A 16,307-nucleotide genomic window follows, 5' to 3' on the forward strand; every position below is an offset into this window, starting at 1 on the left:
ATTTGATTTGTCGAAACTTTATTCAGTTTTCAAAGTTCTACTCGATTGCTTAATTCATAATTAAGCAACGATTAATATCTTACCATTTGAGCAAATACGTGTCAACGTTTTATTTAACTTTTTTTAGATAACCAAAACATCCGTAATGCCTTAACAGCAATATCTATACTACCAATTACTTTATAAATCGTCAACTGTTTTTTTTACAAATAGCCACAGTGATTGTTCCTCAATTTATTAGCTTTTTATTCAATTTACGAACTATAAAAGCTTTTTAAAAAAATTCATTCGTAATTTTACGATTACAGCTTTTTATTTGGCTTTTTTTGACTAATAATTTAGTTAAAAAAACTTTTTTAAACATAAAAAAAAGACTGATTTTCATCAGTCTTTTGAAGTATTATTTTAATCTTCCGGACGCATTGTTGGGAATAAAATCACATCGCGAATTGATGCACTATCAGTTAATAACATTACTAACCGATCAATTCCGATACCCAACCCTCCAGTAGGTGGCATACCGTATTCTAACGCTTCGATAAAGTCTTCATCGATTCCTTCGGCTTCATCGTTACCAGCTTCACGTTCTGCGACTTGAGCTTCAAATCGTTCACGTTGATCAATTGGATCATTTAATTCAGTAAAGGCATTAGCAAATTCATTACCGATAATATAAAGTTCAAAACGGTCAGTAAAACGAGGATCATCAGCATTTTTCTTAGCCAATGGTGAAATCTCAACCGGATGACCATAGATAAAGGTTGGTTGAACCAATTTATCTTCAACGAATGTTTCAAAAAATGCGTTAATGATATGGCCAACTTGCCAATATTCTTCATAGCGAACTTTATGCTCATCTGCAATTTTGCGAGCTTCCTCAAGTGTCATTTCTTTCCAGAAATCAACACCTGTCTCAGCCTTAACTGCATCAACCATATGCACGCGTGCAAATTTTTGGTTTAAATCAAGTTCAGTATCTTGATAAGTAATCACACCATCATCAGTTACTGCTTTAACTGCCGCTTTAAAGATTCCTTCTGTTTCGTTCATAACATCCTGGAAATCAAAATAAGCTACGTATGTTTCAAGCATTGTAAATTCAGGATTATGTTTAGTATCCATTCCCTCATTACGGAAAACTCGACCAATTTCATATACGCGTTCGAATCCACCAACGATAAGTCGTTTCAAATGAAGTTCTAAGGCAATTCGCATGTATAAATCAACATCCAGCGCATTGTGATGTGTGATAAATGGACGTGCACTAGCTCCACCAGCTTGATTATGTAAAACTGGGGTTTCAACTTCCATAAAGTCTTTGCTATCTAAGAAACTACGAATTGCAGTAATGATTTTGCTACGTTTTTGGAAACGTTGAAAACTTTCAGGATTAGCAATCAAATCTAAATAACGTTGACGATAAATTTGTTCTTGGTTTTGTAAACCATGAAACTTATCTGGTAATGGACGAAGAGCTTTGGATAAGAAGGTCAATCCAGTAGCTTTTACCGTTAATTCACCCATGTCTGTTTTGATCACATGTCCAGTAATTCCAAGAAAATCACCAATGTCAGCACGCTTAAAGATATGATAAACGTCTTCGCCTAATTCATCTTTACGCAAATAAACTTGAATTCGACCTGATTTATCTAAAATATCAGCAAAGCCGACTTTACCTTTTCCACGTTTAGAAACCATTCGGCCACTAATAATAACTTCATTTTCTTGTGCTAACAGGTCATCATGTTCAACTTCACCAAAAGTTGTGTGAATTTCTGATGCTAAATGTGTCCGTTCAAACCGTTGCCCAAAAGGATCGGTACCATTATCTCGAAGTTCTTGCATTTTTTCGCGACGAACTCGAAGTTGATCATTCATTGGTTGTTCTTGCTTTGCCACTATATTGCCTCCATCTTATATTTACTGTGCTTGTTTTAATTCGCGTTCTTTAGTCTGTTCAACAAATTTATCAAAAATATCATTCATTTCTGCCAACGTATTACTTTCCATCAAGGCAGCTTTAGCTTTGGCTGATCGTGAAGTTCCTTTTAAATAATAGGTTGCTTGTCCACGAAATTCCGGAACACCAAATTGTTCACCTTTTAAATCAACTAAGCCGGCTAAATGTTCCTTAGCCATATTAACTTTTTGTTCAACGGTTGCTTCCGGTAATAGTTCACCAGTAGCTAAATAATGTTCTGTTTGGGTTAACATCCATGGATTACCCATCGCTGCTCGACCAATCATAACTGCACTAGCGCCAGTTAAATCTAAAATATCTTTGGCATCTTGAGCTGATTTTACATCCCCATTAGCCATAAATGGAATCGTCAATTCATTCGCAACGTTTTTCAAAACGTTCCAATCAGCCGAACCGGTATACATTTGTTTACGCGTCCGTCCATGCATCCCAATTGCAGAGGCACCAGCTTTTTCAGCAGCCAACGCATCTTCAACCGCGAGAATATGATCTTCATCCCAGCCAATCCGCATTTTAACGGTAACTGGCTTTTTAACCGCATCGGTCACGTATGAAACCATCTCATAAACTTTGTTTGGATCCAACAACCAGCGAGCGCCAGCTTCAGTTTTAACCACTTTGTTAACTGGACAGCCCATGTTGATATCAATCACATCAGCTTCTGTATTTTGGTCCACGAACTTTGCCGCTTCAACTAATGTCTCCTTAGTTCCACCGAAAATTTGAATTCCCATTGGGTGCTCAACTGCTTCAACATTCATCATTTGTAACGTTTTTTTATTCTTATACATAATTCCGCGATCTGAAATCATTTCGCAGACCACATAGCCCGCTCCAAATTTTTTACAGATTACTCGGAATGCGGAGTTGGTTACCCCAGCCATTGGAGCAACGACAACTTGGTTCGGAATTGTAACATTACCGATTTTCCATTCCATTTTGTTCACCTCATTAAATCATATGCGACCACTATCATAGCACACACCATCACGTGTTACCAACTGCTATTATTTCATTTCACTCAAAATTTTCTTTAAATCGGTTTCATCATATTGATACTTGTTTCCACAAAAGTGACAAACAATCTCAGCTTGATGATCTTCATTAATCATTTGTTCCATATCATCTCGATCAATCGTTGCTAACATCTCGCTAAATTTTTCTTTTGAACAGTCACATTTAAATGATACTGGCATTTTATCAACGATTTTCACCGAAGCTTTTTCAAACAAATCATACAAGATATCTTCTGGTGTCTTCTTTTCCTGAAGTAGTTGTGAAATTAATGGCAAGTTAGCTAATCGATTTTCTAAATCTGTAATGGCTTGGTCCGTTGCCCCTGGTAAGACTTGGATTAAAAACCCACCCGCAACTTCAATTGAATTATCTGCATTCACAAAGACCGATAAACCAACTGATGACGGAATTTGTTCTGACTGTGCTAAATAATAAGTAAAATCTTCACCCAATTCACCGGATACCAATTGGACTTGGCCAGTAAATGGTTCACCAACCGTTAAGTCTTTAGTTACAGCTAGCATTCCGTTGGTGCCCACAGCACCAGCAACATCGATCTTTCCTTTTTCGTTCAATGGTAAATGAACATGTGGATCTTGTAGGTAACCTTTAACGGTTCCATTAGCGTTTCCATCAATTACAATCCCGCCAACTGGTCCATCTCCTTGAATCCGAACCGTCATTTTTTCATTACCCTTTAACACGGATGAGGCTAATAATAACGTCCCAACTAGGCTACGTCCCAAAGCGGCCGATGATGCACTCCACGTATCGTGTCGTCGTTGTGCCTCTTGTACAATTCCGGTTGCATCAACTACGTATGCCCGAAACATTCCATCATCAATAATACTTTTAATCATATAATCTTCGTGTGCCATTTAAATCTCCTTGAATTTTATTTCTTTAATCATAACAAAAGGTTGAACAAAAACTTTCGCTTTTGCTCAACCCATTATTTTATTTTTACTCAAACGTGTTTAATAGGTTGCAGTCCTTGTCTATCTTACACTTTTTTGTAAATATTAAATTGTTGAATTAGAATCACTATCATCATTTGAATCATCAGTAGGTGTTTCGTCCGCAGTTCCATCATGACGTTCTGATTCTTTGCGTTCTAATTCACGTTTTGATTCTTCAAAAGTTGCAGCATGACTAGTATCTTCAGCCTTCGGATCATTTTCTGGCATGTGACCAGTTTCAAACAAACTAATAATTTGTTTTTCATCCAAAGTTTCATACTTAAGCAATGCTTCAGCAATTATCTTATGTTGTTCACGATGACTTTCAATGATATCCACCGCTTGTTGATGACCTTCTGAAGTAAAACGACGAACTTCAGCATCGATAATGCTTGCAGTTGCTTCTGAATATGCAGGTGATTGACCATATTGAGCGCCCAAGAATGGTTGCCCACTACCTTCAAGTTGAACCATGCCGATTTTATCACTCATCCCATATTGGGTAACCATTGCACGAGCAATTTGCGTTGCTTGTTCAAAGTCATTTGAGGCTCCTGATGATTGCGAATCGAAGATAATTTCTTCGGCTGCACGACCACCCATCAAACCAGCAATTTGTTCAGTTGCATTTTTCTTCGACATTAACATTTGATCTTCACGTGGAAGCATGATTGCATATCCACCGGCGCGACCACGAGGGACGATTGTCACCTTGTGAACTACTCGGGCTTCATTTAATACCAAACCAACAATCGTATGACCAGCTTCATGGAAGGCCACGGTTTCACGTTCGGTTTTTGATACCACTCGATCTTTCTTAGCAGGTCCGGCAATTACCCGGTCTTCTGCTTCATCCAAATCTTTCGCATCAATTGTCTTGCGATTACGACGAGCAGCTAATAATGCAGCTTCATTCAATAAGTTTTCAAGATCTGCCCCAACAAATCCAGGAGTTTCTTTAGCGATAATTTTCAAATCAACGGTACTATCAAGTGGCTTGTTTTTCGCATGGACTTTAAGAATCGCTTCACGGCCCTTAACATCTGGACGGCCAACCAAAATCTTACGGTCAAAACGACCTGGACGTAACAAGGCTGGATCCAAGACATCAGAACGGTTAGTAGCAGCCATTACAATGACTCCTTCATCCCCATTAAATCCGTCCATTTCAACTAACAATTGGTTCAAGGTTTGTTCACGTTCATCGTGTCCACCACCCATACCGGCTCCACGTTGACGACCAACAGCATCAATTTCATCAATAAAGATGATTGATGGTGCAGTTTTCTTGGCATTTTCAAACAAATCACGAACACGACTTGCCCCAACCCCAACAAACATTTCAACGAAATCAGAACCAGAAATTGAGTAGAATGGCACCCCAGCTTCACCAGCAACGGCCTTGGCCAACAAGGTTTTACCAGTCCCAGGAGGGCCCTCAAGCAATACCCCAGCGGGAATTCGTGCACCCAACGCTAAGAATTTCTTTGGATCTTTCAAGAATTCAACAACTTCAACTAATTCTTGCTTTTCTTCTTCAGCACCGGCAACATCCGCAAAGCGAACTTTGTTTTGTTTTGAATCTGATGGTTTTGCTTTTGACTTACCAAAGCTCATCACACCACGACCACCGCCGCCACCTTGACCAGATTGTCCCATCATCATATAGAAGAAGAACACCATGATTACGATTGGGATGAGATAAATTAAGATATTAACCCAGAAGCCACTTGATTCTTCAGCTTTGGTTCCCATCTTAACGTTATTCGCATCAGCGTACTTTTGTAAGGTCGAAGTCGTAACTTCGTTAGGCAACACGATTGACGTAAATGTCTTCGTCGTTTCTTCCTTAGTTCCACCTAATGCAAAACTGTTACTTGCTTCACTCTTTTGAGCATTCTTGTATGTCCCAGTAACTTTATAAACACCGCCACTTGGTTGTACATCAAAGCTCTTGATTTTCTTATTTTTCAATTGACTTACAAATTCGCTTTGTTTCAAGTTAGCAGATTGACCTGCTGAACTATTTCCACCAAAGAAGAAGTAAGCAATCCCCATGATACATAAGAAAATGACAGCATAAAAAAGAACATTACGCGAAAAGCCATTCTTCTTATTGTTGTTATTATTGTTCATGTTTTTCTCCTACCAATCGATATTATTTTTCCTCTTGTTAATGAAAATTATGATAGCATAATTGACCAAAGTTGACTATTAATTTATCATGGCTACTTTTGATAAACAGATGGTTTTAAGATACCGACGTAAGGTAAGTTACGATATAGTTCGTTATAATCAAGACCATAACCAACCACAAATTCGTTAGGCACATTAAAGCCAACATAATCTGCTTTTACATCAACAACTCGGCCTTCAGGCTTGTCCAACAACGTGCAAACCTTAACGTCATGAGCCCCTTTTTCTTCCAGTAACTGAATTAAATATTTCAATGTCCGACCAGTATCAATAATATCTTCAACTAAAATAATATCGCGACCTTTAATATCCGAACTAATTTCACGGACCAAGTCAACTTTACCACTTGACTCAGTGCCACCATGATAACTTGAAACGTCAACGAAATCGATGTCAGCATACACGTCAAATTCCTTTAGCACATCCACCGTAAATAAAATTGCACCTTTTAAAACCGAAATCACCAATGGTTGGCGGCCAGCATAATCACGGGTTAACTCTTTACCTAAACGTTTAGCTGCTCCTGCAATCTCATCTCGACTGTATAGTACTTTTTCAATATCGTTATCCATTTCTAGTCTCCTTTAATATGATTACTTAATTGTGGCATAAAATATACTTTTTGCCAATTAGATTGATAATCTACTGGACGCTGCAAGTAGGTAAATTTTCGATTAACCACCCAGATAGGTTCATCATCATTAGTTACAACTACGACTTGTTGCTGTCGTTCATCATTTGGTACTTTTTGATCAATCAGAATTCTTCTAACTTTTTGATGGTGACCATCTTTAAGGCGAATCTCATCATCTAGCTTAACCAATCGAACTCGCAATGGGAGGACTGACTTTGGTAACCACATTACACTTGCTGCCTCATGGTCATCGTCCGAAACATAATCCTCAATCTCTAAATCGCATAATTTTTGACTCAACTCGCGAGTTACTTTAGCAGCCTGATACTGCTTAATAAATATGAAGCCCTGCCCTAGCGTAAGTTGTGCTTGTGGTGTCTCGCTATGAATCATCTTCATGATTGCTGTCAGTTGTTGCTCTTTAATTTCCGTTACCTGCTGTTGCTTGATTAACCAGTATTTAATTAATTGTTTTTGTTCAAGTACCGTATATTCAGCTAATTTAGTTAAATTTAAGTCGTCTGCCGCTTGAACTTGGTGCCACATTTGCGCTAATTTTAAATCCGCAAACGCCGCTAACTCATTAAGTTGCGTTGCAAATGACTCTAAATGCTCTAGTGCTTCGTCATTTTCATTCATTAACAACGGTAAGATTTGCTGACGATAGCGATTACGCGAGAATTCCAGTGCTTGATTGGTTTCATCATCATAATAAGTAAGTTGCTCTGCCGCTAGATACTCACGTAAATCGGCCTTACGATACTTCAATAATGGTCGAATCAACTCGCCGCTACCAAACTCTCGTCGTTGTTGCATTCCGCTTAATGTGGTTAGTTCACCACCACGAGTTAATTTCATTAAAATCGTTTCGGCTTGATCATTCAAATGATGTGCCGTTAAAAGTTTCCGCGCATCATATTTCAGCATTAACGATTCAAAAAAATCATATCTAAATTGACGAGCTGCTGCTTCCATCCCGGAAGTTGGATGGTCATCCAGCGGCCAGTGTTTAACTTCAAGCGTTAAATGATGAGCTTGACAAAAGCCTTTTAAAAACTGTTCTTCTTCTTGACTCTGTAGTCTTAACTCATGATTCACATGGGCCACAATAATATTTGGCTGTTGCGCAATCGGCAAGTTAATTAGTAAAGACAACAACGCCATTGAATCCGAACCGGTTGAAACGGCGACAATAACTTTTTCATTTGAATAAAAAAAGCGGTCTTGACTTAAGTCCCGCTCAAATTTTGTTTGTAAGTTATTCATTCGCTAGTATTCCACCTGACTAACTTCGTCTACCACCACGACCGCCACGCTTACCTTCAGTGTTATGCTTTAAGGTTGATAAACGAGATTCACTTTCTTTTAAGAAACCCGACATTAAGCTATCAAAATCATTAGCTCCACCGGCATTAGCTTGTTTGTTACTTCCAAAATCGTTTCCACGACTGTTATTTGATCTGCTTTGATACTTTGGCTTTGAATCATGATTAGCATGCGTTGCTTGCTCACGTGATTGTTGAGGTCGACTAGATCGTTCATGTTGCTCATCAGCATTTTCACTTGCTGCTCGAATTGATAACGCAATTTTGCCATCGTCACCAATTGACATGACCTTAACATTAACGGCATCCCCGACACTTAGCACATCGTGAATATCTTTAATAAATCCACTTGAAACCTGGCTAATATGAACTAACCCAGTTTTATGATCCTCTAAATTAACGAATGCTCCAAAATTTGTAATTCCAGACACTTTACCAGAAATTTTTGTACCGACTTCAATTGCCATGAATCAAAAGATCCTCCTTGAATAATGTAGTTTGAGTATAGCATAATTTTAAGCGACATCTCTACAAAAAAAGAGTTTAGCCACAATTATCAATTATGGTTAAACTCTACTTACTTGAATCAGACAAACTATAGATTGTTTCGCCTGTTTTTGAATAATAATATTTCTGTCTTAAAATCTTTTGTAAATAACTATCATCATGCAATAGTTCAACTTGTTTATCTAATTTTTTATTCTTAGCTTTTGTCTTACTCAAGCTTTCATTTTTAGCTTCAATTTGATCATTAACCTTACTCAAACTATACTTCGTCTGAATAATTTGAACCCCAAACACAATAAAGATTACTGCAAAAAAGCCAATAAGAGTGTAGAAGCGATGTTTGCGAACCTTTATTACTCGGTTTCGCTCCGCAACTTGTTGTACAAGTTTTGTGTTTATCGATGCAATCTTATTGTCACGTTTGTCTCCCATAGTACATACCCCTCGTAATTCGTTACCACGAGTATAACAGATTATTTACCCGATTTCGACCGTCATTCCCGTCTATTTTCTAAAGTCTTCTTCATAGCTTTCATCTAAAATTTCATACATCTGTTCAGCTTCATCTTTTTTAGTGGTTTCAATAATCTTCATTATTTTAACGACTTCGGTTTTATTACCAAACTTAATCGTTAGTTCATCGGCAACTTTAACGTTACTTGATGATTTAGCCGCATTACCATTAATCAAAATTCGCCCTTGATCTGAAATTTCTTTGGCGACTGTCCGTCGTTTTATAATTCGTGAAACTTTTAAAAATTTATCTAAGCGCATATTAATCCTCCATATTTTGACTACGAGTCAGTAAATTTAATATTTTTCGACCACCTGGAAAAACAAGAATTTCTTTAACCGTAAATAATTTCAATTTAACAATGCTGACCATGCTGGTTACAACTCCAATTATCACAGGGAAAAAGACATTTAAAATCATAGCCCCACGTGAAGTTCCGAAAATCATTTCTGAACCAGCAACTGCTAACGCCACAATTCCAGCCATGAGTATTACGATTAATAATAACTTAATTCCAAATGACTTACCATTAGTAACTAAATGTAATTCTTCAGGCATCTTGATCCAAATAATAATTAGGGTAACACTTAGACTAATCACCGTTCCCAGACTAGCACCCACAATTCCTAAATTAGCTACCAAATAAAAGTTAACTAGGACTTTAACTAAAATCCCGGCCAATAAAGCCATCACCGTTGATCTAAACTGATTAATACTTTGGAGCACACTACTATACGTCGTAATTAAACTAATCAAAATAATACTTAACATATTGATCGCTAATGCCACTGAACCACGACTATTTTGAAATAACAACGTATCAATTTGGGGCATCAATACCATCAAACCAGCCGTCGCTAAGCAAGCTAAAGTCGTACATAGATGCATTAATGAGCGGTAAATCCGTCTAAATTCAACTTCTCGTTTTTCAAGATAACTAGTTGTCAACGATGGTAATAACGTCGCTGAGACTGAGGTCGCAACAACCATCCCCAACTGTATCAATGGTTGGCCCCGATCAAAGACCCCTTTTAACACCTTCGCGGCTTGTGGCGTTTCGCCAAATGAAACTAGCGCTTGTTTCACCGTAAATGAATCAACTAATTGTAATAATACAATCAATGAAGCAAATAAGCAGATTAAGCCACCTTCAAAAAACAAACGACGACCAATTATTTTTAATTCATGCCATTTAATTCCTGTTACATGGTCTGCTAGAATCGCTTTAAACGTTGGCCATAAAACTAAACTTGCTGACAGGCCAGCAATTGCTGCCGCACTCATCGCCCAAGTTCCCATTTTATAAGCATTCCAACTCAATTTAGCTGCAACAATTGCGACTATAATAACCACGACAACTCGCACAATTTGTTCCACCAACTGGGAAATCGATGTGGTGGTCATGATATATCGACCCTGTTGATATCCCCGGCTAACCGCCGTAATCGGAATAAATAAAAACATGATTGAGACACTTTGAATAATCGGTGCCAATGATTGATCACCCATCATACTAGCTATCGGCGCAGAAAATACCCATAAAGCAATCATCACTAGCCAAGATACTGGTGTAATTAATACTAAAATTTGCTGGGCAACTCGCCGACGATTAATGTCATCTGTTTGTTCGGCAATTAGCTTGGAAATAAACACTGGCAAGCCAGTTAAAGCAATCGTCATTCCAATTCCATAGATTGGATAAACTTGCTGATAAACGTAAAATCCTTCATCCCCAACTAAATTTTGAAAAGGAACGCGATAGACCGCGCCTAAGATTTTAGCAATTAATGAGGACAACGATAAAATCATCGCCCCTTGAAAAACTTTATGCAGTCGTTGATTCTTCATCGTTTTGTTCTCCTGGGCCTTCAAAATGTTCGCTGAGGGCTTTTACAAAGACGGTCAATTGTTCCATCCAGTCTTTTTGCGTCATTTTTGGTTGAATTACTAACTTAATCCGGGTTTTACCTGCTTCATCCCCAATGGTTGCTTTAAATCCAGTAACCGTTAAATCTTTCAATAATTCACGGGCCGTTATTTTCTCTGTGGCATTTTCCGATAAAGTTACATATAAATAGCCATTTTGTTGTCTAATCTTATCTAATTGCGCTAAATCAGCAAAAATTTTCAATCGACCAACGGCTAAGAGATTTTCAACTTGCACAGGGAAATCACCAAAGCGGTCAATCAGATCACTTTCTAGATCCAATAACCGATCTTCGCTTTCCAATGAACGAATACTTTTATATAATTCCATTTTTTGGCGTTGATCATCAATATATTCGGATGGTAAATAAGCTTCAATTCCGACATCAATCTCGGTATCAGTTTTAACAACCACTTTTTCACCGCGCTTAACAGCGACCGCATCCGCTAACATCTGTGAATATAAATCATACCCCACTGAATCGATGAAACCATGTTGTTGTTGACCTAATAAATTACCTGCGCCCCGAATTGACAAATCGCGCATCGCAATTTTAAATCCCGATCCCAATTCCGTAAAATCACGGATTGCAGAGAGTCGTTTTTCACTCACTTCAGTCAAGACCTTGTTTTGTTGGTACATAAAGTAAGCATAGGCCACCCGATTACTCCGGCCGATTCGACCACGAATTTGATAGAGTTGAGATAATCCCATCCGATCAGCATCTTCAACAAACAATGTATTCACATTAGGAATATCAACACCCGTTTCAATAATCGAGGTCGTCACTAAAACATCATATTCGCCACGGATAAAATCATATAACACTGATTCTAACTGAACTTCAGTCATTTGTCCGTGAATATAACCAACCCGTGCTTCCGGTACTAACATCGAAATTTCAGCGACCGTTTTTTCAATATCGGCCACCCGATTGTGTAAGTAAAACACCTGACCACCACGACCCATTTCACGCATCACTGCATCACGTAAAGCCCCGGCATTTTGTTCCATCACATACGTCTGAATGGGGAACCGACCAACTGGTGGTGTTTCAATAACCGATAAATCACGAACGCCCAACATCGACATGTGTAACGTTCGGGGGATTGGGGTTGCTGTTAGCGTCAGTACATCAACTGAACTCTTTAATTGCTTCAATCGTTCCTTATGTTTTACTCCGAAGCGTTGTTCTTCATCAACAATTACCAGTCCTAAATCTTTAAAATGGACATCCTTCGATAAGATTCGATGAGTTCCAACTACAATATCACATTCACCAGAAGTCAATTGTTCCTCAGTTTCTGTTAATTGTTTTCGCGTTCTAAACCGTGACATCATCGCAACATTCACTGGATATCCTTCGAATCGACGCTGCATGGAATCAAAATGTTGTTGCGCTAAGATGGTCGTCGGCACCAAAAAGGCGACTTGTTTACCAGCTTCAATCGCTTTAAAAGCAGCTCGTAAGGCCACTTCCGTTTTACCATAACCAACATCCCCCACCAACAAACGATCCATCGGTTTCGTACCTTCCATATCCCGCTTGATTTCGGAACTACTTCGTAATTGATCTGGCGTTTCTGTATATGGAAAATCATTTTCAAATTGGTTTTGATAATCATCATCTTTAGGAAAGTTAAAACCAACTTCTGCTTCACGGGCCGCATATAGTGCTACCAATTCTTGTGCAATATCCTCAATTTTGGCCGCGACACTGCGCTTCGTTTTAGCCCATTCCGAGCCACCTAGCTTATTGATTTTAGGCGTTTTAGATTCCGAAGACACGTACTTTTGAACTAAGTTAAGTTGCGTCACCGGTACAAAAATCTTGGCATTTTTTTGAAACTCAATCGCGATATAATCTTGTTTAACGCCTTGACTTTCGATCGTTTCAATCCCAGTAAACTGACCAATCCCGTGATTGACATGTACCACATAATCGCCGGGCTTTAAGTCCGTGTAACTTTTAATTCGTTCAGCATTTTCCAGCGTTTGTCGCCGCGCGCGCTTTTTTTGCACCGTTTTAAATAATTCAGCTTCGGTAATTACAACTAAGTTAGCTTCGGGTAATTCAAACCCATTTTGTAAGCCATCATTCACTAATTGAGCAATGCCTGGCTTTAACTCATCATTTTCAACTAACGTAATTGAAATGCCAAAATCATTCAGGGTGTTTTCAATCTTATCCAACCGGTCGGCACTGTTAGCTAAAATAATCGTGGTTCGTTGTTGCTGGTTAAATCGTTCAATTTCAGCTTTCAATACTGGCATTTGGCCAAAAAATTGTTGCATATTTCGTGCCATAATATTGGTGATTTGTGAAAAACTAACTTTACCCATGCCTTTTTGAAATAACGCAAAGAAACACTGAGCATGTTGATCGCCAGTGATTAAGTCTGATACCTTGTGTCCCATCGCCGTGCTACTCAATAACTTTTGACTGGCAACTTGAGCTTCTAACCATGCCTGTTGTCCTTCATTAATATCTTCTTCTTTAGTCAAAATTCGTGGGTAATCTTCCGTTACGATTACCCCATTTTCATCCAAATAATCTAAAATCGAGGTTTTATCAGTATAAACATCATTACTAAACTCGATTAATTCGGGAATTATTTGTTGATGAGTCAATGCTTTTAACGTGGGTGAAATATTTTGTTCTAACTGTTGGCGCTGATCATCACTCAAGTCTTTAGCTGTTGCTGTCATTTGTTTGGTTAATGATTGGTGAATACGATTAAATTCGGTTTCACTAATTACAAAATCAGTTGCCGGCAAAACTGAGACCTGCTCAACATTTTCAATACTTCGTTGGGTCGTGGCGTCAAAGTATCTTAATGAATCAACTTCCGTATCAAATAAATCAATCCGGACCGGATTTTCAGTGTTCAGTGGATAAATATCTAAAATTGACCCACGAATGGCAAAGTCCCCCGGTCGAATAACCATCTTTTCAAGCTGATAGCCCATTGAACTTAGCTGGGTTCGCGACTGATCTAAATTAATGTCAGAACCAACTTTAATTTGGAGTCGAGCCTCTTTAAAGACCTCAGTCGTTGGCAATAATCGCTTGAGGCCCGAGGTTGAAGTGACAACTACTACTGGGTGGTCACTTAATAACGCATCCAAAGCTAGGACCCGTTGCAATCTAAATTCCGGTGAACTGGTTGCTACTTCCACCGCTAAGTTTTCTTCAACTGGAAATTGAAAAACTTGATCATCAGACAACCGATTAAGTAAATCATTAGTAATTTGTTCCATATGACTCAAATCATCGGTCACAATTAGCTGCGACTGTTGCAATTGACGATGAATTGAACTTAATAATAACGTCTCAGCCGACCCAGATATTCCGGTAATCAGTTGTCGTTGTCGTCCTTTAATTCCAGCTTCAATGTTGATAAATTCCGGCATTTCAACCAAAAAATCTTCTAATTTCAATTGATTTCCTACCTTATTAATTATACTTGTTCATTAATTGGGCAAACGTTGTGCCTTCAATCCAATCTTCAACGGCATGTTCCGCTTGATCAAGGTTATCTAAAAGGCCCGCTTGTTCATCCTTTTTAAATTTCCCTAAAACATAATCAACTACACTCGCTTTTCCCGGATGATCAATTCCCACCTTAACCCGATGGAATCCTTGTGTTCCCAAATGATTAATTAAACTTTTAAGACCATTATGTCCGGCCGCTGAGCCCTTTGCTTTTAAGCGAATCTTCCCTAATGGTAGATCCATATCATCGTGAATCACGATTAAATCTTCCACGGGTACATCATAATAATCCATTAGTGGCTTCACTGAACGTCCAGATTCATTCATAAACGTAGTTGGTTTAACGAGAAGGACTTTTTCACCCTTAATAATCCCGCTCGCCGTCATGGCTTCCATTTTACTAGTATGTTTAAACGTTAATTGATAATCTTTGGCAATTTGGTCAATTACCATGAACCCCATATTATGTCGTGTACCATCATATTGAGGACCAATATTTCCTAAACCAACAATCATTTTCATTTTTACGATGTTTCCCTTCTAATAAAAATACAAAAAGGCCGTACTGGGCACTTCACCCGGTCAGCTAATCTCTAACATTATAAACTAGAAACTGAAAAACAAACAGTTAAATCAATTACTGTGAGACTTTTCGCAAAGTTTCATCCATTTTGAGTAAGGTTTTTAAACAGTTTTAAGTAAAACCTTAAACTTTTTTAACATTCATGTTATAATATTCACGTTATCAAATACTTTGTTTTTTGAAAGGACATAAAAATGACTAAAACACCTAATCATCAAAAAGTTGTACTTGTTGGAGACGGAGCAGTTGGATCAAGTTATGCATTTGCAATGGCACAACAAGGTTTAGCTGAAGAATTTGTAATCGTCGATGTTATTAAGGAACGTACTGAAGGTGATGCTCTTGATCTTGAAGATGCAACAGTTTTCACTGCACCAAAAAACATCTACTCAGGCGACTATTCAGACTGTGCTGATGCAGATCTTGTAGTTATCACTGCCGGCGCTCCACAAAAGCCAGGCGAAACTCGCTTACAACTTGTAGGCAAGAACCTAAAAATTATTAAATCAATCGTAAAACCAATCGTTGACTCAGGTTTCGACGGCATCTTCCTTGTTGCTGCTAACCCAGTTGATGTTTTGACATATGCTGTATGGAAGTTCTCTGGTTTCGACAAGAGCCGTGTCATCGGTTCAGGTACATCACTTGATTCAGCACGTCTTCGTGTTGCTCTTGCTAAGAAGCTTAACGTAGATCCTCGCGACGTTAACGCAAACATCATGGCTGAACATGGCGATTCAGAATTTGCTGCTTACTCAACAGCAACTGCTGGTGGCGTTCCAGTTCTACAACTTGCAGAAGAAGCCGGACTTTCATTCGACGACTTACTACAAATTGAAGACGAAACTCGTCACAAGGCATACGAAATCATCAACCGTAAAGGTGCTACTTTCTACGGTATCGCTACTTGCTTGATGCGTATTTCAAAAGCAATCTTGCGTGATGAAAATGCAATTTTACCTGTTGGCGCTGCACTTGATGGTGAATATGGTTTGAATGACATCTTTATCGGTACACCTGCTGTTATTAACGGTTCAGGTCTTGCTAAAGTTATCGAAGTTAAACTTGATGACCGTGAAAAAGACTTGATGGCTAAATCAGCTGCTACTCTTCGCCAAGTTACTGCTGACGGAATCGCTGCTTTAGATTAATATCAAATAAATAAACA

13 protein-coding genes are annotated in these 16,307 nt (G+C 38.5%); 1 reads left to right on the forward strand and 12 read right to left on the reverse strand.

The genetic code is table 11. The features are described from left to right. Positions 1–405: 405 nt before the first annotated feature. From lysS to pth, 12 genes are all read right to left on the reverse strand, one after another. The gene (gene lysS / locus FC70_RS00005) at positions 406–1,878 is read right to left on the reverse strand and encodes a lysine--tRNA ligase (RefSeq protein WP_057889048.1); all 1,473 of its coding nucleotides are present in this window, start codon (positions 1,876–1,878) and stop codon (positions 406–408) included. Positions 1,879–1,920: 42 nt separating this feature from the next. After that, positions 1,921–2,919, reverse strand: coding sequence for a tRNA dihydrouridine synthase DusB (gene dusB / locus FC70_RS00010; RefSeq protein ID WP_057888990.1), 999 nt, complete (start codon positions 2,917–2,919; stop codon positions 1,921–1,923). Positions 2,920–2,988: 69 nt separating this feature from the next. Beyond that, positions 2,989–3,876 (reverse strand): Hsp33 family molecular chaperone HslO, encoded by an 888-nt coding sequence (hslO, locus tag FC70_RS00015; protein WP_057888991.1) that lies wholly within the window; start codon positions 3,874–3,876, stop codon positions 2,989–2,991. Positions 3,877–4,020: 144 nt separating this feature from the next. Next, entirely contained in the window at positions 4,021–6,093 is a 2,073-nt protein-coding gene (ftsH, locus tag FC70_RS00020; protein WP_057888992.1) for an ATP-dependent zinc metalloprotease FtsH, read from the reverse strand. 92 nt (positions 6,094–6,185) lie between these two features. Continuing rightward, entirely contained in the window at positions 6,186–6,725 is a 540-nt protein-coding gene (gene hpt, locus FC70_RS00025) for a hypoxanthine phosphoribosyltransferase (RefSeq protein WP_057888993.1), read from the reverse strand. Positions 6,726–6,727: 2 nt separating this feature from the next. Continuing rightward, the gene (gene tilS / locus FC70_RS00030; protein WP_057888994.1) at positions 6,728–8,053 is read right to left on the reverse strand and encodes a tRNA lysidine(34) synthetase TilS; all 1,326 of its coding nucleotides are present in this window, start codon (positions 8,051–8,053) and stop codon (positions 6,728–6,730) included. A gap of 19 nt (positions 8,054–8,072) precedes the next feature. Next, positions 8,073–8,579 (reverse strand): S1 domain-containing RNA-binding protein, encoded by a 507-nt coding sequence (locus FC70_RS00035; protein ID WP_057888995.1) that lies wholly within the window; start codon positions 8,577–8,579, stop codon positions 8,073–8,075. Positions 8,580–8,685: 106 nt separating this feature from the next. Next, on the reverse strand, positions 8,686–9,051 hold the full coding sequence (locus FC70_RS00040) for an FtsB family cell division protein (protein ID WP_057888996.1): 366 nt from the start codon (positions 9,049–9,051) through the stop codon (positions 8,686–8,688). Between the two features lie 72 nt (positions 9,052–9,123). Next, positions 9,124–9,393, reverse strand: coding sequence for an RNA-binding S4 domain-containing protein (locus tag FC70_RS00045; RefSeq protein ID WP_057888997.1), 270 nt, complete (start codon positions 9,391–9,393; stop codon positions 9,124–9,126). A 1-nt stretch (position 9,394) separates the two neighbouring features. After that, complete coding sequence (locus tag FC70_RS00050) at positions 9,395–10,981, reverse strand: putative polysaccharide biosynthesis protein (protein WP_057888998.1); 1,587 nt, start codon at positions 10,979–10,981, stop codon at positions 9,395–9,397. Beyond that, a complete protein-coding gene (mfd, locus tag FC70_RS00055; RefSeq protein WP_057888999.1) occupies positions 10,959–14,501 on the reverse strand; it encodes a transcription-repair coupling factor in 3,543 nt (1,180 codons plus the stop codon). The genes FC70_RS00050 and mfd overlap by 23 nt, the downstream gene beginning before the upstream one ends. A 16-nt stretch (positions 14,502–14,517) precedes the next feature. Next, positions 14,518–15,078: an aminoacyl-tRNA hydrolase gene (gene pth / locus FC70_RS00060; protein WP_057889000.1), complete on the reverse strand. Its 561-nt coding sequence runs from the start codon at positions 15,076–15,078 to the stop codon at positions 14,518–14,520. A 255-nt stretch (positions 15,079–15,333) separates the two neighbouring features. Here pth and FC70_RS00065 point away from each other — a divergent pair, with 255 nt between their 5' ends. Next, positions 15,334–16,290: an L-lactate dehydrogenase gene (locus FC70_RS00065; RefSeq protein WP_057889001.1), complete on the forward strand. Its 957-nt coding sequence runs from the start codon at positions 15,334–15,336 to the stop codon at positions 16,288–16,290. The last annotated feature ends 17 nt before the right edge of the window (positions 16,291–16,307 follow it).

The organism is Paucilactobacillus oligofermentans DSM 15707 = LMG 22743, assembly GCF_001434315.1.
Lineage (GTDB): Bacteria > Bacillota > Bacilli > Lactobacillales > Lactobacillaceae > Paucilactobacillus > Paucilactobacillus oligofermentans.

What these genes read in the sequence shown, in the direction of transcription:
- hslO (WP_057888991.1), bottom strand. Translation starts at nt 3,876, where the DNA reads ATGGCACACGAAGATTATATGATTAAAAGTATTATTGATGATGGAATG.
- FC70_RS00035 (WP_057888995.1), bottom strand. Translation starts at nt 8,579, where the DNA reads ATGGCAATTGAAGTCGGTACAAAAATTTCTGGTAAAGTGTCTGGAATT.
- lysS (WP_057889048.1), bottom strand. Translation starts at nt 1,878, where the DNA reads ATGAATGATCAACTTCGAGTTCGTCGCGAAAAAATGCAAGAACTTCGA.
- FC70_RS00050 (WP_057888998.1), bottom strand. Translation starts at nt 10,981, where the DNA reads ATGAAGAATCAACGACTGCATAAAGTTTTTCAAGGGGCGATGATTTTA.
- FC70_RS00045 (WP_057888997.1), bottom strand. Translation starts at nt 9,393, where the DNA reads ATGCGCTTAGATAAATTTTTAAAAGTTTCACGAATTATAAAACGACGG.
- dusB (WP_057888990.1), bottom strand. Translation starts at nt 2,919, where the DNA reads ATGGAATGGAAAATCGGTAATGTTACAATTCCGAACCAAGTTGTCGTT.
- FC70_RS00065 (WP_057889001.1), top strand. Translation starts at nt 15,334, where the DNA reads ATGACTAAAACACCTAATCATCAAAAAGTTGTACTTGTTGGAGACGGA.
- pth (WP_057889000.1), bottom strand. Translation starts at nt 15,078, where the DNA reads ATGAAAATGATTGTTGGTTTAGGAAATATTGGTCCTCAATATGATGGT.
- hpt (WP_057888993.1), bottom strand. Translation starts at nt 6,725, where the DNA reads ATGGATAACGATATTGAAAAAGTACTATACAGTCGAGATGAGATTGCA.
- ftsH (WP_057888992.1), bottom strand. Translation starts at nt 6,093, where the DNA reads ATGAACAATAATAACAACAATAAGAAGAATGGCTTTTCGCGTAATGTT.
- tilS (WP_057888994.1), bottom strand. Translation starts at nt 8,053, where the DNA reads ATGAATAACTTACAAACAAAATTTGAGCGGGACTTAAGTCAAGACCGC.
- FC70_RS00040 (WP_057888996.1), bottom strand. Translation starts at nt 9,051, where the DNA reads ATGGGAGACAAACGTGACAATAAGATTGCATCGATAAACACAAAACTT.